This window comes from Caballeronia udeis, assembly GCF_001544555.2.
Taxonomy (GTDB): Bacteria; Pseudomonadota; Gammaproteobacteria; order Burkholderiales; family Burkholderiaceae; genus Caballeronia; species Caballeronia udeis.
In genome coordinates, this window is sequence record NZ_FCOK02000069.1 from 36,280 (window position 1) to 53,887 (window position 17,608).

The following is a 17,608-nucleotide window of genomic DNA, read 5'->3' on the forward strand; positions in this document are numbered from 1 at the left end:
AATCAATGCACAAGGAAGCGAGTTGGAAGCCGGGCAAGCGAACGCGAACGTATTTTTTGTCGGACTCATGGGGGCTGGAAAGACCACCGTGGGGCGGGCGGTCGCGCGCCGGTTACAACGTTCTTTCATTGATTCCGACCACGAAATCGAGGCGCGCACGGGTGCGCGCATCCCGGTGATCTGGGAGGTCGAGGGAGAAGAAGGCTTCCGGCAGCGCGAAGCGGATGTGATCGACGAGTTGTCGCGGCGCGAGAATATTGTGCTGGCGACCGGCGGCGGCGCGATTCTCCGCGCGGAGAATCGGGAACATCTGAAGAGTCGCGGGCTGGTGATCTACCTGCGCGCCACGCCGCACGAATTGTGGCAACGTACGCGGCGCGATAAAAACCGGCCGCTGCTGCAGACCGACGACCCGCGCGGCAAGCTGGAAGCGCTCTACAAGACGCGTGATCCTCTGTATCAGGAGTGCGCGCATTTCATCGTGGAAACTGGCCGGCCGACCGTGAATAACCTCGTCAACATGGTGTTGATGCAACTGGAGATGGCCGGTATCGTCAAACCGGCTACGTCATAATGTCCGCCATGATTACCGTCAACGTCGAACTGGGCGATCGCGCCTACCCCATCCATATTGGCGCCGGGCTGATTGGCCGGACCGAACTGTACGCGCCGCATATTGCGGGCTCGTCGGTCGCGATTGTCACCAACACGACTGTCGATCCGCTGTACGGCGAAGCGCTCCGCGCCGCGCTCGCGCCGCTCGGCAAGGCAGTCACGACCATCGTTCTGCCCGACGGTGAAGTGCACAAGAATCTCGAGACGCTCAACCAGATTTTCACCGCGCTGCTGGCCGGCCGCGCCGACCGCAAGACCACGCTGATTGCGCTGGGCGGCGGGGTGATCGGCGACATGACGGGTTTTGCCGCTGCCAGTTATATGCGTGGCGTGCCCTTTATCCAGGTGCCGACCACGCTGCTCGCGCAAGTCGATTCGTCTGTGGGCGGGAAGACCGGCATCAATCATCCGCTTGGCAAGAACATGATCGGCGCGTTTTATCAGCCGCAAGCGGTCATCGCCGACATCGGGGTACTGCGCACGCTGCCGCCGCGCGAACTCGCAGCGGGAATCGCGGAAGTGATCAAGACGGGCGCCATTGCCGACAGCGAATTCTTCGACTGGATAGAGACGAACATCGCGGCTTTGAACGCCTGCGATCCGACTGCGCTCGCGCATGCAGTGAAGCGCTCATGCGAGGTGAAGGCTTCGGTGGTGGCTGCCGACGAACGCGAAGGCGGCTTGCGCGCCATTCTCAATTTCGGCCACACATTCGGTCATGCAATTGAAGCCGGTCTTGGTTACGGGGAGTGGCTGCATGGCGAGGCAGTCGGTTGCGGCATGGTAATGGCAGCGGACCTGTCCGTACGGCTCGGCCGGCTCGATGAAACCTCGCGTGAGCGGCTTACGCGGTTGATCGCCGCGGCGAAGCTGCCGGTCAAGGCGCCGGCGCTTGGCGCGGATCGTTATATCGACTTGATGAAGGTCGACAAGAAAGCCGAAGCAGGCGAGATCAAATTCATCCTGCTCGAGCGTTTCGGCAATACAAAGATCACGGGTGCGCCTGACGAGGCAGTGCGCGCAACGCTCGCCGCCAGCGTCTGACGAGGCTGCGTTCAGCAGCGGGTTGTTGCGACAAAGCTCAGTCGCGAGACATCCAGGTTCACCCATGCGCTGACTTTCGTGACACTGGCTGACCGTCGGCCGTAGCCACCGCGGCAGAGAACGCCACAGCTCATGGCCACAAACGAAGCCAACAACGAAACGACGATGATTCGGAGCAGCCGGTGAGCGACAAGACATTCCAGTTTTCCAGCATCACGCCGACGTCCTTCGCACTCGAGGCGCATCTCGCCCCGTATGCTGCGCATTCGGCCGAGTCGCGTGGCCGGCGCTTCGAAGAAAAACCGCCCGCTGCGCGCACTGAGTTCCAGCGCGATCGTGATCGCATTGTTCACTCCACGGCGTTCCGCCGGCTCGAATACAAGACGCAGGTTTTCGTGAATCACGAAGGCGATCTGTTCCGAACGCGCCTGACGCATAGCCTGGAAGTCGCGCAGATCGCCCGTTCCGTGGCGCGTAACCTGCGCGTGAACGAAGATCTGGTCGAAGCCATTTCGCTGGCGCACGATCTTGGCCATACGCCGTTCGGCCATGCCGGGCAGGATGCACTAAATGAATGCATGCGCGAGCACGGCGGCTTTGAACACAACCTGCAGAGCCTGGTGGTGGTCGATGAGCTGGAAGAGCACTACGGCGCATTCAACGGCCTGAACCTCTGCTTCGAAACCCGCGAAGGCATTCTCAAACACTGCTCGCATGAGAATGCGCTGAAGCTCGGCGCGTTGGGCGAGCGGTTTCTGAATCGCAAGCAGCCGTCGATAGAAGCCCAGATCGCGAACGTCGCCGACGAAATCGCCTACAACAATCACGACGTCGACGACGGCCTGCGCTCCGGCCTGATCACCCTCGACCAACTCGCCGATGTCGCTCTGTGGCAGACGCACTACGAAGCAGCGCGCGCGGAGTATCCGGATATCGAAGGGCGCCGGCTGATTCACGAGACCATCCGCCGGATCATCAATACGTTGATCGTGGATTTGATCGAGTCGACGAGCGAGAACCTGGCGCGGCTGAATCCGCAATCGGTCGACGACGTGCGCGACGCCCCGGCGCTGGTCAACCACAGCGAAACCGTCGCCGCCCAGGCGACCGAACTCAAGCGCTTCCTTTACAAGAACCTGTATCGCCACTACAAGGTCATGCGGATGGCTAACAAAGCGGGGCGCGTGGTGAGCGGCCTTTTCAAGGCGTTCAACGACGACCCGCGCCTGCTGCCCCCGGCCTATCAGGCACGCGGACCGATCGCGGAAGAGTCGGCCAACGACCCCCGCGGCAGCGAGAGCGCGTCGGGCAGCCAGCAGGCGCGCCTGATTGCCCATTACATCGCGGGCATGACGGATCGATACGCATTAAAAGAATACGGACGTCTATTCGTCATAGACGACAATTAGAATGCCGCGTTCCAGGCGCTTTCTGCGTTTGTCCCAACCAAAAAAACTCCACCGGGGTTCAAGGAGAGGTTAGTCATGAGTAGTCGCAAGTTGTTGGTCAGCGCCTTTTCCATTGCCGCTGTATTCGCCTTTGGCGCCAGTCAGGCACAGGCCGCCACCGAAATCCAGTTCTGGCACGCAATGGAATCCGCGCTCGGCGAGCGCGTGAACGACATCGCAAACGATTTCAACGCGTCGCAAAGCGACTACAAGATCGTGCCGGTCTTCAAGGGCAGCTACGACCAGACGATGGCAGCGGGCATTGCGGCGTATCGCAGCGGCAACGCACCGGCCATCCTGCAGGTGTATGAAGTGGGCACGGCCACGATGATCCAGGCCAAGAAAGCCGTCATTCCGGTCTCCGACGTATTCAAGCAAGCCGGCGTCCCGCTCGATGAAAAGGCGTTCGTACCAACCATTGCAAGTTATTACAGCGACTCGAAGACGGGCCACCTGATTTCGATGCCGTTCAACAGCTCGACGCCGGTCCTGTATTACAACAAGGACGCGTTCAAGAAAGCCGGCATCGATCCGACCCATCCGCCGAAAACCTGGGATGAACTCGCCGCTGATTCGAAAAAGCTGAAAGCGATCGGCATGTGCGGCTATTCATCGGGCTGGCAAAGCTGGATTCAGCTTGAGAACTACAGCGCATGGCACGGCTTGCCGTTCGCATCGGAGAACAATGGCTTCGACGGCACCAACGCGGTGCTCGAATTCAACAAGCCGCTGCAGGTCGCGCACATCCAGTTCCTGCAGAACATGGCGAAGGACGGCACGTTCACGTATGTCGGCCGCAAGGACGAGGCGGTATCGAAGTTCTATAGCGGCGATTGCGGCATCCTGACCAACTCGTCGGGGTCGCTCGCCAACATCAAGAAGTACGCGAAGTTCGATTTCGGCACGGGCATGATGCCGTACGACGCGAGCGTGAAGGGCGCACCGCAGAACGCGATCATCGGCGGCGCGAGTCTTTGGGTTCTGTCCGGGAAAGATGCGGCCACCTACAAGGGTGTCGCGAAGTTCCTGGCTTATCTGACCTCGCCGGCAGTGGCGGCTAAATGGCATCAGGACACGGGCTATCTGCCGGTCACGACCGCCGCTTACGAGCTGACGCAAAAGCAGGGCTTCTATGAAAAGAATCCCGGCGCCGATACCGCGATCAAGCAGATGCTGAACAAACCGCCCCTGCCGTTCACCAAGGGCTTGCGCCTGGGCAACATGCCGCAGATCCGCACGATCGTCGATGAGGAACTCGAGCAGGTCTGGGCGGGCAAGAAAACGCCGAAGGACGCGCTGGATTCGGCTGCATCGCGCGGTGATGACCTGCTGCGCCGCTTCGAAAAGGCTGGAAACTAAACTCGCCATGGAAAAACGATCGCGGTTCAATACGAGCCTGCTGCCTTATCTGCTGGTCGCGCCGCAACTCGCCATCACCGCGCTCTTTTTTCTGTGGCCGGCCGGCGAGGCGCTGTGGCAAGCCACGCAGACCCAGGATGCGTTCGGTACATCGAGCGAATTTGTCGGACTGGCGAATTTCAAGCAGATCTTCACCGATCCGCTTTACCTCGCCTCGTTCAATACAACGATCATCTTCTGCACGCTCGTCACCGTGTCGGGCCTGGTGATCTCGCTGCTGCTGGCCGCGTGTGCCGATCGGGTGACTCGCGGCCGGAAGGTCTATCAGACGCTTTTGATCTGGCCGTACGCGGTCGCCCCGGCGATTGCCGCCGTGCTGTGGTCGTTCCTGTTCAACCCGAGTATTGGACTGGTGACCTATGCGCTCGCGAAGTACGGCATTGTCTGGAACCATGCGCTCAATGGGTCACAGGCGATGTTCCTAGTCGTGCTGGCGTCGGTGTGGAAACAGGTGAGCTATAACTTCCTGTTTTTCTTCGCCGGACTGCAGGCTATTCCGCGTTCGCTGATCGAGGCGGCGGCAATTGACGGCGCCGGGCCTGTGCGGCGGTTCTTCGGGATCGCGCTGCCGTTGCTCTCGCCGACGAGTTTCTTCCTGCTGACCGTGAACCTGGTCTACGCCTTCTTCGATACTTTCCCGGTTATCGATGCAGCCACCGGCGGCGGTCCTGCGCAGTCCACAAAAACGCTCATCTACAAGATCTTTGCTGAGGGTTTCCAGGGTCTCGATATCGGCAGTTCCGGCGCGCAGTCGGTTGTGCTGATGGTGATCGTGGTGGCGCTGACGGTCGTGCAATTCCGCTTTATTGAACGTCGGGTGCAGTACTCATGATCGAGAACCGTCGCGGTTTTGACCTGTTTTGCCACGCGGTGCTGATCGTGGGCGTGGTGCTGGTCGTGTTTCCGGTGTACATCGCTTTTTGCGCGGCCACCATGAGCGAAGCGGAAGTCTTCAGGGTGCCGCTTTCGCTGATTCCGAGCACGCACCTGTTCGAGAACATAGCGAACATCTGGACGCACGGCAGCGGCAACGCGGCGGCGCCGTTCGGCCATATGCTGCTGAACAGCCTTGTCATGGCGCTGGTGATTTCGATCGGCAAGATCGCTATCTCCATGCTGTCGGCCTACGCCATCGTGTTCTTCCGCTTCCCGTTTAAAAACCTGGCCTTCTGGCTCATTTTCATCACGCTGATGCTGCCGGTGGAAGTGCGCATTTTCCCGACGGTCCAGGTCGTTTCATCGATGCATCTCAGCAACACGTACGCCGGCCTGACGCTGCCGCTGATTGCATCGGCGACGGCGACGTTCCTGTTCCGCCAGTTCTTCATGACGTTGCCCGATGAACTGATGGAGGCGGCGCGCATCGACGGCGCAGGGGCATTGCGCTTCTTGTGGGACGTGGTGCTGCCGCTGTCGAAGACGAACATTGCCGCGCTGTTCGTGATCACGTTCATCTATGGCTGGAACCAGTATTTGTGGCCGATCCTGATCACGAGCGACCAGTCGCTGCAAACCGCGGTGGTCGGCATCAAGAGCATGATCGCTTCCGGCGACACCGCCACTGAGTGGCATCTGGTCATGACCGCGACGCTGCTGGCGATGTTGCCGCCGCTCGCGGTGGTACTGACCATGCAGCGCTGGTTCGTGCGCGGTCTCGTCGATTCCGAAAAATAACGGAGGTTCATTCAATGATCCTTGAAGTTGCTCAATTGCCGGTGAAGGCCGGCGAAGAGGCCGCGTTCGAAGCGGCATTCGCTGAAGCCGAAAAGATCATCTCGGCGCAACCGGGGTATCTCTCGCACGAACTGGTGCGTGGCGCCGATGCGGACAACGGTTCGCAATACGTGCTGCTCGTACGGTGGGAAACGGTGGCGGCGCACCAGGAAGGCTTCCGCAATTCCGCCGACTACCAGACGTGGCGCGCGCTGCTGCATAAATTCTACGAACCGGGCATCGCGGTCGCGCATTTCGCGACGGTCGCGGGCGCCCTTAAATGAAGGCGGGTCGATGGCTGCACTGAGCCTTCAAGGCGTCAAGAAAACCTACGACAGCAAGCAGTTCGTTCTGCACGGCATCGACGTGGAAGTGACGGACGGCGAATTCGTCGTGATGGTCGGTCCGTCCGGCTGCGGGAAATCGACTTTGCTGCGGATGGTCGCGGGGCTGGAAAGCGTGTCCGAAGGGACGATTTCCATCGGCGAGAAAGTGGTGAACACGCTCGAGCCGAAGGATCGGGACATTGCGATGGTGTTCCAGAACTACGCGCTGTATCCGCACATGAGCGTCGCGCAGAACATGGCGTACGCGCTGAAGATCAGCGGTGTCGGCAAATCGGAAATCGACCGGCGGGTTCAGAATGCCGCGAAGATCCTGGAACTCGAGCCGTTGCTCGCCCGCAAGCCGCGCGAGCTGTCCGGCGGCCAGCGGCAGCGTGTGGCCATGGGCCGCGCGATCGTGCGCGAACCGGCCGTGTTCCTGTTCGACGAACCGCTGTCCAACCTCGACGCCAAGTTGCGCGTGCAAATGCGGCTGGAAATCCAGCGGCTGCACGCGCGTCTCGCGACCACGAGCCTGTACGTCACGCACGACCAGATCGAGGCAATGACACTCGCGCAGCGCGTGATCGTGATGAATCGTGGCCGGGCCGAGCAGATCGGGCCGCCGACCGAAGTCTACGAGCGTCCGGCGACGGTGTTCGTCGCGAGTTTCATTGGCTCACCGGCCATGAATCTGCTGGAAGGCCGCGTATCGGACGACGGGTTGAGCTTCGAGGTCGCGGGTAACGGGCCACGCCTGCCGCTTGCGGGCATGCAGTCCCTGCAGCAGGATCTGAAGGGGCGTGAGTGGGTTTTGGGCATCCGGCCGGAACACATGCTGCCGGAGCACCAGGGCGCGCATGTCACGTTGACGGTCGACTCCTGCGAACTCCTCGGCGCGGATAATCTGGCACACGGCCGTTGGGGCAAACACGACGTCGCGGCGCGTTTGCCGCACGAACATCGTCCGGCGCGGGGCGAGGCGCTTGAAGTGGCGCTGCCGGCGCACCGGTTGCACATCTTCGATCCGGCGACGGGCTTGCGCGTCAATTGAGGAATACAGGAACATGAAGATCTGGCCATATCCGCGCATCGTCGCGCATCGCGGCGGAGGGAAGGTCGCGCCGGAAAACACGCTCGACGGTATTGACACCGGCGCGCGGCTCGGTCTGAAAATGATCGAATTCGATGCGAAGTTATCGGCGGATAATGTCGTATTTTTGCTACACGACGACCTCGTCGACCGTACGTCGAACGGGCGTGGCGCAGCGAAAAATCTTCGCTACGAAGAACTCGAGCAACTCGATGCCGGCAGTTGGTTCGATCCGAGTTTCGCGGGTGCGCGCATGCCTACGCTTGCCGAGGTCGCGGAGCGGTGTTTTTCGCACGGATTGGCGGCGAATATCGAAATCAAGCCGTGCGAAGGGCGCGATGTTGAAACGGGCGTTTTAGTGGCGCAGGAGGCCGCGCGGCTGTGGTCGGGCGCAGAACCGGCGCCGCTGTTGTCGTCGTTTTCCTACGCTGCGCTTGAGGCCGCTGCCGGGGCTGCCCCCGATCTGCCGCGCGGTATGCTTTACGAAGCCATTCCCGGCGACTGGCGAGCCCAAACCGCGGCTTTGGCGTGCGTATCGCTCCATGCGAATCACAAGACGCTGGACAAGCGTCTGGTCGCCGAGATCAAGGATTCCGGCTTGCGGATCCTGGCCTACACCGTCAACGACCCGGAGCGGGCGCGTGAGCTCGCGACATGGGGCGTGGACGCGATCTGCACGGATCGTATCGACGTGATCGGTGCAGATTTCCTGGACTGAGCTGAACCCAGGCGAACGTATAAAAAACGCGCGCCCGGAGCAATTCGAGCGCGCGTTTTCCATTGATACAAGCAAAAGGCTTATCGGGCGCGGGCCAGCAATACGCCCGTCACCAGCGCCAGACCGCCCACCAGGGCGATGACTTGCCACGGTTTGTCGTGAATATAGGTGTCCGCGTCGGCCAAGGCCGTATTCGCGCGAGCGCGTACCGCGTCGTGCGTATTATTCAAACGCTCGCGTGCCGAATCCACGCTCTTGCTCAACTGCGCCCGCAGCGCGGCGACGTCGGCTGACGTCCCTTCTGACAGCGTTTCTTCAATCTCCGAAATCAGCTTGCGCAGTTCTCCGCCAATGTCTTGCGCCGCGTCCTGGCTGTGGCGCGAAATGCGGCGCGCATGGCGGCTGGTGGAGTTCCATGAATCTCCGATGGCATCTCGCGTATTAGAAAATGCGTTCATAGGATCGCTCCGTCGATGGGTGAATCGTGGATGGGCCGCGAAAGCGCGGAAAAACAGAAGGTGAGCAAGTTGGATGCCGGTTCATCCACCGCGTTCAACATTGCACGTTGGAGCCTCGCCGTGCAAGGCATCCGGGGAAAAGCAGAAGATCAGAAAAAGTAGAAACTACCTGAATGGGTGTGGAAAATAGTCCGGGGCGTAGCATTTTTACAAACGCCGAAAAGACAAACGCCGTTGCGAGGGAGCCTCGCAACGGCGTTTGTCTTGGGTTTGCTTTGACGGAACAGCCCGAAAACAGCGCGGACGGAGTTGCTTAAAACCGATATCCGACGTTCAGGTACGTCACGATCGGATTCAGCTTCAGTTTTGCTTCCGAGTTCACGGTGAGCTGGCCAACCGGCGTCTGCGCCTGGGTCGTCAGCTTGGCCGTGGCGTGGAGGGGCACGAAGGAGATGGAGAAACCGGCGAACCAGTGGTCGTTGAAGGCGTATGTAAGGCCTGCATTAAACACGGGCGCCCACGAACTATCCGTCGATACGTCGGTCGGACCATGCAGTACATTGGTTTCGAAGGAGCTATTCGTGATCTTCGCGTCGGTGAACCACACGCGCGTTACGCCAATACCAACGTACGGGCGAATCTTCGACTGCGGCTGCATGAAGTAGTACTTCAGCAGCAGCGTCGGGCTCCACTGCTTGGCCGTACCGAGCGTGCCATATTGCGAGTATGACTTTTCACCCTGCAAGTTGAAGGTGGGCGGAATGCCGATAACGAATTCGCCGGCAATATGGTCGGTGACAAAGTAGCCAGCGGTGAAGCCGGCGGTGTCGGCGCTGGAGAGGCTCGCGCCGGTGTTGGGTATTTCAATGCCGACTGGCGATCCGCCTACGCTCGTTTCCTTGAGCGGGCCGCTGCTGGAGATAGGAGCGAAATGGAACCAGCCGGTAGTGACGTAGAACGTGTTCGCCGACTGTGCATGTGCTGCGCCAGATACGCACGCGAATGTGGCGACCCCCGTAACAACCCGTTTTATTTTCATTGAGTGCTCCTCCGAAAAAGCACGCTAATTATGAACAGAACACTTGAAACAAACCATGCTTGGCCTCAGAGCGTTTTCCCTAAGAAGAATGCCGGCTCCAATTGGGTTAGCGCGGTGCCAGGCTCCTGATTTCCCCGGCTGACGCACGGGTTGATACTTGCCCCGCACGACTTGAACGAAAAATTTCAAGGTGGCCCAGAATGTGGCTTTGACGGACCGCCGGAATACCCCGAACCCGACCAACGCTCGACCAACGGAAAATCCAGCATGGCACGGCTAGCACGACTCTACGTTCCCGAACAGCCGCAGCATGTCATCTTGCGCGGTCTCGACCAGCAGCCCGCTTTCGTCGAAGCTCCGGACTACGAGCTTTTCATCGAATGCCTGCGTACGGCCTCCCGCGACCACCATCTCGCCATCCACGCTTACGCGCTGATGCCCGGCGCGGTGCACCTTCTCGTTACGCCCCGCGACGAAGCCAGCCTCCCGAAAGCCATGCAGGCGGTCGGCCGGCGCTACGTTGCGCATTTCAATCGCCGTTATGCCCGCCGCGGTACCTTGTGGGAAGGCCGCTACCGGGCGACGGTGATCGAAGGTGAAACCTACTTCCTGCTCGCGAGCCGGGTAGTCGAGATGGCGCCGGTGCATGCCGAACTCGCGGCCCTCCCGCAAGACTACAAATGGTCGAGCTACCGTCATCACATCGGTTTGACGCTCGACAGTCTCATCACCGACCATCCGCTGTACTGGAAGCTCGGCAATACGCCCTTTGAACGCCAGCGCGCCTACACGGAGCTGTGCGAGCAGCCGCTCGACCAACGCGAAGCCAACCGGTTGCTTCAGGCGACGCTCAAGGGCTGGGTGCTCGGTAGCGACTCCTACAGGGAGTGGGCCGGGCGAGCCGCCAACCGGCGCGTCTCACCGTTGCCCCGCGGCCGTCCACGCAAGATCCGAGAGACTCCTCAGACTCGTTAACGGAGTTTTTGCACCGCAACTGAAGAATGAATGAACGGCATGACGACAAAAATCGGCATGCCGTTTTATTTTCGGTTTGTTTTTGATATGGAACCAATTAAATGGGGCAATCGTGCACCAACTCGATAATAGGTGTCAGATCATCGGATTTTGATTGCCAAGTTTTTGATTCATCGCGTATATTTCGTTTTCCGGCAGTTCAGGACGCATCGCGTCTGTTTGCACGACCGGCTTCGCGGTTTTCGTCCAGGTTCGGGGTCTTGGCCTGCCGGAGGCGCAAGCAACGCACATAAGCAACACAAAACATGTTCAACGGCCGCCCGCGGCCCCCCACAGAACACGGTGACCCATGAACGATCAACTGCCGCCGACTCTCGGTTCCGCTCCCGCCGCGCAGGGCATGTATGACCCCGAGAACGAACACGACTCCTGTGGCGTCGGCTTCGTCGCTCACATCAAGGGCAAGAAGCGCCACGAAATCATCGAGCAGGGCCTGAAGATCCTCGAAAACCTCGACCATCGCGGCGCAGTCGGCGCCGACAAGCTGATGGGCGACGGCGCGGGCATCCTGATCCAGATCCCCGACGGGTTTTATCGTGAGGAAATGGCGAAGCAGGGCGTGACGCTGCCGCCGGAGGGCGAGTACGGCGTCGGCATGATCTTCTTGCCGAAGGAACATGCGTCGCGTCTCGCGTGCGAGCAGGAACTGGAACGTACGGTGAAGGCCGAAGGCCAGGTCGTGCTTGGCTGGCGTGATGTTCCCGTCGACGGCACCATGCCCATTTCGCCGACCGTGAAGGCCAGCGAGCCGCTGATCCGGCAGATCTTCATTGGCCGGGGCAAGGACATTGTTGTGACGGACGCGCTCGAGCGGAAGCTGTACGTGATCCGCAAGACCGCCAGTCATCGGATCCAGGCGCTCAAGCTCAAGCACGGCAAGGAATACTTCGTACCGTCCATGTCGGCGCGCACCGTCGTTTATAAGGGCCTGCTGCTGGCCGGTCAGGTTGGCGTGTATTACCGCGACCTGCAGGACGAACGCACGGTGTCGGCACTCGCGCTCGTGCACCAGCGCTTCTCCACGAACACGTTCCCGGCGTGGGAGCTCGCGCACCCGTACCGGATGATTGCGCACAACGGCGAAATCAACACCGTGAAGGGCAACGTCAACTGGCTGAACGCGCGTACCGGCGCGATCGCCAGCTATGTGCTGGGTGACGACCTGCCGAAGCTCTGGCCGCTGATCTACCCGGGCCAGTCGGACACGGCATCGTTCGATAACTGCCTTGAACTCCTGGTCATGGCGGGTTATCCGCTCGTCCACGCAATGATGATGATGATCCCCGAAGCCTGGGAACAGCACACGCTGATGGACGACAACCGCCGCGCGTTCTACGAATATCACGCGGCCATGATGGAGCCGTGGGACGGCCCCGCTGCGATCGCGTTCACGGACGGCCGCCAGATTGGCGCGACGCTCGACCGTAACGGCCTGCGTCCGGCGCGCTACGTCATCACTGACGACGACCTCGTGATCCTCGCATCGGAATCAGGCGTGTTGCCGGTGCCGGAATCGAAGATCGTGAAGAAGTGGCGTCTGCAGCCGGGCAAGATGTTCCTGATCGACATGGAGCAAGGCCGGATCATCGACGACAAGGAGCTCAAGGACAACCTCGCGAACGGCAAGCCGTACAAGAGCTGGATCGACGCCGTGCGCATCAAGCTCGACGAAATCGAGCCGAAGGCGGAAGACGTCGAGACGCAGCGCCGTGAAGCGGCCGCCTTGCTGGACCGTCAGCAGGCGTTCGGCTACACGCAGGAAGACGTCAAGTTCCTGATGGCGCCGATGGCGCAGCTGGGCGAAGAAGCCGTCGGTTCAATGGGCAATGACTCGCCGCTCGCGGTGATGTCGAACAAGAACAAGACGCTGTATCACTACTTCAAGCAGCTCTTCGCGCAGGTCACGAACCCGCCGATCGACCCCATTCGCGAGAACATGGTGATGTCGCTGGTGTCGTTCGTCGGCCCGAAGCCGAACCTGCTCGACACGACCAACATCAACCCGACGATGCGTCTCGAAGTCTCCCAGCCCGTGCTCGACTTCAAGGACATCGCGAAGATCCGTGCTATCGATAAATACACGGGAGGCAAGTTCAGCTCGTACGAACTGAGCATCTGCTATCCGGTCGCGTGGGGCAACGAAGGCGTGGAAGCGCGTCTGGCTTCGCTGTGCGCGGAAGCGGTGGATGCAGTGAAGTCCGGGTACAACATGCTGATCGTGTCCGATCGCAAGATGGATCGTGACAACCTGGCTATCCCGGCGCTGCTCGCCACGTCCGCTATTCACACGCACCTCGTGCAGCACGGTCTGCGCACGAGCACGGGTCTGGTCGTGGAAACGGGATCGGCGCGCGAGACGCATCACTTCGCTTTGCTCGCCGCGTACGGCGCGGAAGCGGTCCATCCGTACCTTGCGCTGGAAACGCTAGCGCAAATGGCCGAAGGCCTGAAGGGCGACCTTTCTGCCGATAAAGCCATCTACAACTACACGAAGGCGGTCGGCAAGGGCTTGTACAAGGTCATGTCGAAGATGGGCATTTCCACGTACATGTCGTACACCGGCGCGCAGATTTTCGAAGCGGTCGGGCTCTCCAGCGAACTTGTGGAGAAGTACTTCAAGGGCACGGCATCGAAGGTCGGCGGTATTGGTATTTTCGAAGTGGCCGAGGAAGCGATTCGCCTGCATCGCGAAGCGTTTGGCGAGAACCCTGTGCTCGCGACCATGCTCGATGCGGGTGGTGAATACGCGTATCGCGTGCGCGGTGAAGAGCACATGTGGACGCCGGACGCCATCGCCAAGCTGCAGCATTCCACGCGCAGCAACTCGTACCAGACGTACAAGGAATATGCGCACCTGATCAACGACCAGACCAGGCGTCACATGACGTTCCGCGGTTTGTTCGAGTTCAAGGTCGATCCGGCGAAGGCGATTCCCCTGGATGAAGTGGAACCGGCGAAGGAAATCGTCAAGCGTTTTGCGACCGGCGCCATGTCGCTGGGGTCGATCAGCACCGAAGCACACGCCACGCTGGCTGTGGCCATGAACCGTATCGGCGGGAAGTCGAACACGGGTGAAGGCGGTGAAGATGCGAACCGGTATCGCAACGAACTGCGCGGCATTCCGATCAAGAACGGCGACACCATGAAGTCCGTGATCGGCGACGAAGTCGTCACGGACATTCCGTTGAAAGACGGCGATTCGCTGCGCTCGCGGATCAAACAGGTCGCGTCCGGACGCTTCGGCGTGACGGCGGAGTACCTGTCGTCGGCTGATCAGATCCAGATCAAGATGGCGCAGGGCGCGAAGCCGGGCGAAGGCGGACAACTGCCGGGTCACAAGGTCAGTGATTACATCGGCAAACTGCGGTATTCGGTGCCGGGCGTGGGCCTGATTTCGCCGCCGCCGCACCATGACATTTATTCGATCGAAGACCTGGCGCAGCTTATTCACGACCTGAAGAACGTGAACTCGTCGTCGAGCGTCTCGGTGAAGCTGGTGTCGGAAGTGGGCGTTGGGACCGTTGCCGCCGGCGTTGCGAAGGCGAAGGCCGATCACGTCGTGATCGCAGGCCACGATGGCGGCACGGGCGCTTCGCCGTTGTCGTCGTTGAAGCACGCCGGCACGCCGTGGGAACTGGGTCTGGCCGAAACGCAGCAAACGCTGGTGCTCAACCGCCTGCGCGGCCGTATCCGCGTGCAAGCCGACGGCCAGATGAAAACCGGCCGCGACGTGGTGATCGGTGCGCTGCTCGGCGCCGATGAATTCGGTTTCGCGACCGCGCCGCTCGTCGTGCAGGGTTGCATCATGATGCGCAAGTGTCACCTGAACACATGCCCGGTCGGCGTTGCGACGCAAGATCCGGTGCTGCGCGCCAAGTTCACGGGGCAGCCGGAACATGTGGTGAACTTCTTCTTCTTTATCGCTGAAGAAGTGCGCGAAATCATGGCGCAACTGGGCATCCGCAAGTTCGACGATCTGATCGGACACGCCGAATTGCTCGATACGAAGAAGGGCGTCGAGCACTGGAAGGCGAAGGGCCTGGATTTCTCGAAGGTGTTTTATCAAGTGCCGAACGACGGCAGCATTGCGACGAAGCACGTCGAGACGCAGGATCACTCACTCGAGAAGGCGCTGGATCATGTGTTGATCGAGAAGTCGAAGGCGGCTATCGAGAAGGGCGAGCACGTCTCGTTCATCCAACCGGTGCGCAACGTGAACCGCACGGTCGGCGCGATGTTGTCCGGTTTGATCGCACGCAAGTACGGTCACGACGGCCTGCCCGACGACTCGATCCATATCCAGTTGAAGGGTACGGCGGGGCAGAGTTTCGGTGCGTTCCTGGCGAAGGGCATCACGCTGGATCTCGTCGGCGACGGCAACGACTACGTCGGCAAGGGGCTGTCGGGCGGCCGCATCATCATTCGCCCGACCAACGACTTCCGGGGCAAGTCGGAGGAAAACATCATCTGTGGAAACACGGTGTTGTACGGCGCGATTGAAGGCGAAGCGTATTTCCGGGGCGTCGCGGGCGAGCGTTTCGCCGTGCGTAACTCGGGCGCGACGGCAGTCGTGGAAGGCACCGGTGATCACGGTTGCGAATACATGACCGGCGGCACGGTGGTTGTGCTCGGCGAAACCGGGCGCAACTTCGCAGCGGGCATGTCGGGCGGCGTGGCGTTTGTCTTCGATCCGGACGGCACCTTCGGCAGCAAGTGCAACAAGGCGATGGTCGCACTCGATCCGGTCCTGCAGCAGGCAGAACAGGAACGCACGGTGGATCGGGCTTTGTGGCACACCGGCAAGACCGATGAAGCGTTGCTCAAGGATCTGATCGAGCAGCACTTCCAGTCCACCGGTTCGCCGCGCGCGAAAGCGCTGCTCGAGAACTGGGACGCGTCGCGTCGTCAATTCGTGAAGGTATTCCCGACGGAGTACAAGCGTGCGCTTGGCGAGTTGGGCGCGAAGAAAGCGAAGGATGCGATCGCGGCCTGAGTCTTCTGCTGACATCCAATGACTAGTACGGCCCTTCGGCGTTGAGCGCCGAAGGGTGGATCAACCCCCAATACAGAGAAAGAGAACCACATGGGCAAGGCAACCGGTTTTCTCGAGTTCGAGCGCCAGCATGAGACGTATGAAGCGCCGCTCGCGCGCGTCAAGCATTACAAGGAATTCGTCCACGCGCTGTCGGACGAGAACGCGAAGATCCAGGGCGCGCGCTGCATGGATTGCGGTATTCCGTTCTGCAACAACGGCTGTCCGGTGAACAACATCATTCCGGACTTCAACGACCTGGTGTTCCAGCAGAACTGGAAGACGGCCATTGAAGTGCTGCATTCCACGAACAACTTCCCGGAGTTCACCGGGCGCATTTGTCCGGCTCCGTGCGAAACCGCGTGCACGCTTGGTATCAACGACGATCCCGTCGGCATCAAGTCGATCGAACACGCGATCATCGATAAAGCGTGGGCCGAAGGTTGGGTCGCGCCGTTGCCGTCGAAGCACAAGACCGGCAAGAAGGTGGCCGTGGTCGGATCGGGTCCCGCCGGTTTGGCCGCTGCGCAACAACTCGCGCGTGCTGGACATGACGTGACGGTGTTCGAGAAGAACGATCGCATCGGCGGATTGCTGCGCTATGGCATCCCCGATTTCAAGCTCGAAAAGTGGCTGATCGATCGTCGCATGCGGCAGATGGAAGCCGAGGGCGTGGCGTTCCGGACCAATGTGTTTATTGGTAAAGAACCGCTGCCGGGGCATATCGCGAATTCATCGCGTGAAACCATTTCGCCCGATGAGTTGCGTGAGCAATTCGACGCTGTTGTGATTGCGGGTGGCTCGGAAACGCCGCGTGATTTGCCGGTGCCTGGGCGCGAGATGCAAGGCATCCATTACGCGATGGAATTCCTGCCGCTGCAGAACAAGGTCAATGCCGGCGATACAGTCGTCGATCAGTTGATTGCGAAAGGCAAGCATGTTGTTGTGATCGGTGGCGGCGATACGGGTTCGGATTGCGTCGGGACATCGAATCGGCATGGTGCTAAAAGCGTGACGCAGTTCGAGTTGCTGTCGCAGCCGCCCGAGACAGAGAACAAGCCGCTCGTTTGGCCGTACTGGCCGATCAAGCTGCGTACGTCGTCGTCGCATGAGGAAGGTTGCGAGCGTGATTGGTCGGTGGCGACCAAACGCTTTGAAGGCAAGAACGGCAAGGTTGAAAAGCTGATCGCCGTGCGCGTGGAATGGAAGGACGGGAAGATGCAGGAAATGGCGGGATCGGAGTTCGAAATGAAAGCCGATCTGGTGCTGCTCGCGATGGGCTTTACGCAGCCCGCGTCGCCGGTGCTCGAGGCGTTTGGTGTCGATAAAGACGCGCGCGGGAATGTGAAGGCGTCGACCGAAGGGGAGAAGGCTTACTTCACTTCGGTGCCGAAGGTGTTCACCGCAGGCGATATGCGACGCGGCCAGTCGCTGGTTGTTTGGGCGATTCGTGAGGGACGGCAGTGCGCCCGTTCAGTCGATGCGTTTTTGATGGGGTCTAGTGAGTTGCCGCGTTGAGATTTTTGGCGTGGGATGTGTGATGAAAAACCGGGCTCGAAGTTTGAGCCCGGTTTTTTATTGGGTGTAGCGATATGGAACTGTCAGTATTTTTGTGTGCAAGGCGTTAAAGACCGGCTTCGCAGCAGGCCAGAATAAAACGTTATGAGCTTG

15 protein-coding genes are annotated in these 17,608 nt (G+C 60.3%); 13 read left to right on the forward strand and 2 right to left on the reverse strand.

The features are described from left to right. Window positions 1-67 precede the first annotated feature (67 nt). From AWB69_RS34465 to ugpQ, 9 genes are all read left to right on the forward strand, one after another. The gene (locus AWB69_RS34465) at window positions 68-574 is read left to right on the forward strand and encodes a shikimate kinase (protein WP_407923072.1); all 507 of its coding nucleotides are present in this window, start codon (window positions 68-70) and stop codon (window positions 572-574) included. Window positions 575-582: 8 nt separating this feature from the next. Further along, window positions 583-1,659, forward strand: coding sequence for a 3-dehydroquinate synthase (aroB, locus tag AWB69_RS34470; RefSeq protein WP_062091290.1), 1,077 nt, complete (start codon window positions 583-585; stop codon window positions 1,657-1,659). Window positions 1,660-1,841: 182 nt separating this feature from the next. Continuing rightward, window positions 1,842-3,068, forward strand: a complete 1,227-nt coding sequence (locus AWB69_RS34475; RefSeq protein WP_062091276.1) for a deoxyguanosinetriphosphate triphosphohydrolase — start codon at window positions 1,842-1,844, stop codon at window positions 3,066-3,068. A gap of 75 nt (window positions 3,069-3,143) precedes the next feature. Then, window positions 3,144-4,466, forward strand: coding sequence for a sn-glycerol-3-phosphate ABC transporter substrate-binding protein UgpB (gene ugpB, locus AWB69_RS34480; protein WP_062091277.1), 1,323 nt, complete (start codon window positions 3,144-3,146; stop codon window positions 4,464-4,466). Window positions 4,467-4,473: 7 nt separating this feature from the next. Then, window positions 4,474-5,358, forward strand: coding sequence for a sn-glycerol-3-phosphate ABC transporter permease UgpA (gene ugpA / locus AWB69_RS34485; protein WP_062091278.1), 885 nt, complete (start codon window positions 4,474-4,476; stop codon window positions 5,356-5,358). Continuing rightward, window positions 5,355-6,200, forward strand: coding sequence for a sn-glycerol-3-phosphate ABC transporter permease UgpE (gene ugpE / locus AWB69_RS34490; RefSeq protein WP_062091279.1), 846 nt, complete (start codon window positions 5,355-5,357; stop codon window positions 6,198-6,200). The genes ugpA and ugpE overlap by 4 nt, the downstream gene beginning before the upstream one ends. A gap of 14 nt (window positions 6,201-6,214) precedes the next feature. Beyond that, on the forward strand, window positions 6,215-6,523 hold the full coding sequence (locus tag AWB69_RS34495; protein WP_062091280.1) for an antibiotic biosynthesis monooxygenase family protein: 309 nt from the start codon (window positions 6,215-6,217) through the stop codon (window positions 6,521-6,523). Window positions 6,524-6,533: 10 nt separating this feature from the next. Then, window positions 6,534-7,616: a sn-glycerol-3-phosphate import ATP-binding protein UgpC gene (locus AWB69_RS34500; protein WP_062091281.1), complete on the forward strand. Its 1,083-nt coding sequence runs from the start codon at window positions 6,534-6,536 to the stop codon at window positions 7,614-7,616. A gap of 13 nt (window positions 7,617-7,629) precedes the next feature. After that, on the forward strand, window positions 7,630-8,373 hold the full coding sequence (gene ugpQ, locus AWB69_RS34505) for a glycerophosphodiester phosphodiesterase (protein WP_062091282.1): 744 nt from the start codon (window positions 7,630-7,632) through the stop codon (window positions 8,371-8,373). A gap of 80 nt (window positions 8,374-8,453) precedes the next feature. Here the strand turns inward: ugpQ and AWB69_RS34510 are convergent, their stop codons facing one another. Continuing rightward, window positions 8,454-8,831 carry a DUF883 family protein gene (locus AWB69_RS34510; protein WP_062091283.1) on the reverse strand — a complete coding sequence of 126 codons (378 nt, stop codon included), beginning with the start codon at window positions 8,829-8,831 and terminating at the stop codon, window positions 8,454-8,456. 15 nt (window positions 8,832-8,846) lie between these two features. Here AWB69_RS34510 and AWB69_RS48150 point away from each other — a divergent pair, with 15 nt between their 5' ends. Then, entirely contained in the window at window positions 8,847-8,993 is a 147-nt protein-coding gene (locus AWB69_RS48150; RefSeq protein ID WP_156529061.1) for a hypothetical protein, read from the forward strand. A gap of 151 nt (window positions 8,994-9,144) precedes the next feature. Here the strand turns inward: AWB69_RS48150 and AWB69_RS34515 are convergent, their stop codons facing one another. Continuing rightward, entirely contained in the window at window positions 9,145-9,870 is a 726-nt protein-coding gene (locus AWB69_RS34515) for an OmpW/AlkL family protein (RefSeq protein WP_062091284.1), read from the reverse strand. Window positions 9,871-10,137: 267 nt separating this feature from the next. On the opposite strand from AWB69_RS34515, the gene AWB69_RS34520 reads away from it, so the two are divergent. The 3 genes from AWB69_RS34520 to AWB69_RS34530 all read left to right on the forward strand — a co-directional run bounded on the left by AWB69_RS34520 (window position 10,138) and on the right by AWB69_RS34530 (window position 17,455). Beyond that, window positions 10,138-10,845 (forward strand): transposase, encoded by a 708-nt coding sequence (locus tag AWB69_RS34520; protein WP_062091285.1) that lies wholly within the window; start codon window positions 10,138-10,140, stop codon window positions 10,843-10,845. Between the two features lie 349 nt (window positions 10,846-11,194). Further along, window positions 11,195-15,898 carry a glutamate synthase-related protein gene (locus AWB69_RS34525; RefSeq protein ID WP_062091286.1) on the forward strand — a complete coding sequence of 1,568 codons (4,704 nt, stop codon included), beginning with the start codon at window positions 11,195-11,197 and terminating at the stop codon, window positions 15,896-15,898. Window positions 15,899-15,988: 90 nt separating this feature from the next. Continuing rightward, window positions 15,989-17,455 (forward strand): glutamate synthase subunit beta, encoded by a 1,467-nt coding sequence (locus AWB69_RS34530; protein ID WP_062091287.1) that lies wholly within the window; start codon window positions 15,989-15,991, stop codon window positions 17,453-17,455. Window positions 17,456-17,608 lie beyond the last annotated feature (153 nt).

What these genes read in the sequence shown, in the direction of transcription:
- AWB69_RS34465 (WP_407923072.1), top strand. Translation starts at nt 68, where the DNA reads ATGGGGGCTGGAAAGACCACCGTGGGGCGGGCGGTCGCGCGCCGGTTA.
- aroB (WP_062091290.1), top strand. Translation starts at nt 583, where the DNA reads ATGATTACCGTCAACGTCGAACTGGGCGATCGCGCCTACCCCATCCAT.
- ugpB (WP_062091277.1), top strand. Translation starts at nt 3,144, where the DNA reads ATGAGTAGTCGCAAGTTGTTGGTCAGCGCCTTTTCCATTGCCGCTGTA.
- ugpA (WP_062091278.1), top strand. Translation starts at nt 4,474, where the DNA reads ATGGAAAAACGATCGCGGTTCAATACGAGCCTGCTGCCTTATCTGCTG.
- ugpE (WP_062091279.1), top strand. Translation starts at nt 5,355, where the DNA reads ATGATCGAGAACCGTCGCGGTTTTGACCTGTTTTGCCACGCGGTGCTG.
- AWB69_RS34495 (WP_062091280.1), top strand. Translation starts at nt 6,215, where the DNA reads ATGATCCTTGAAGTTGCTCAATTGCCGGTGAAGGCCGGCGAAGAGGCC.
- AWB69_RS34500 (WP_062091281.1), top strand. Translation starts at nt 6,534, where the DNA reads ATGGCTGCACTGAGCCTTCAAGGCGTCAAGAAAACCTACGACAGCAAG.
- ugpQ (WP_062091282.1), top strand. Translation starts at nt 7,630, where the DNA reads ATGAAGATCTGGCCATATCCGCGCATCGTCGCGCATCGCGGCGGAGGG.
- AWB69_RS34510 (WP_062091283.1), bottom strand. Translation starts at nt 8,831, where the DNA reads ATGAACGCATTTTCTAATACGCGAGATGCCATCGGAGATTCATGGAAC.
- AWB69_RS48150 (WP_156529061.1), top strand. Translation starts at nt 8,847, where the DNA reads ATGGGTGAATCGTGGATGGGCCGCGAAAGCGCGGAAAAACAGAAGGTG.
- AWB69_RS34515 (WP_062091284.1), bottom strand. Translation starts at nt 9,870, where the DNA reads ATGAAAATAAAACGGGTTGTTACGGGGGTCGCCACATTCGCGTGCGTA.
- AWB69_RS34520 (WP_062091285.1), top strand. Translation starts at nt 10,138, where the DNA reads ATGGCACGGCTAGCACGACTCTACGTTCCCGAACAGCCGCAGCATGTC.
- AWB69_RS34525 (WP_062091286.1), top strand. Translation starts at nt 11,195, where the DNA reads ATGAACGATCAACTGCCGCCGACTCTCGGTTCCGCTCCCGCCGCGCAG.
- AWB69_RS34530 (WP_062091287.1), top strand. Translation starts at nt 15,989, where the DNA reads ATGGGCAAGGCAACCGGTTTTCTCGAGTTCGAGCGCCAGCATGAGACG.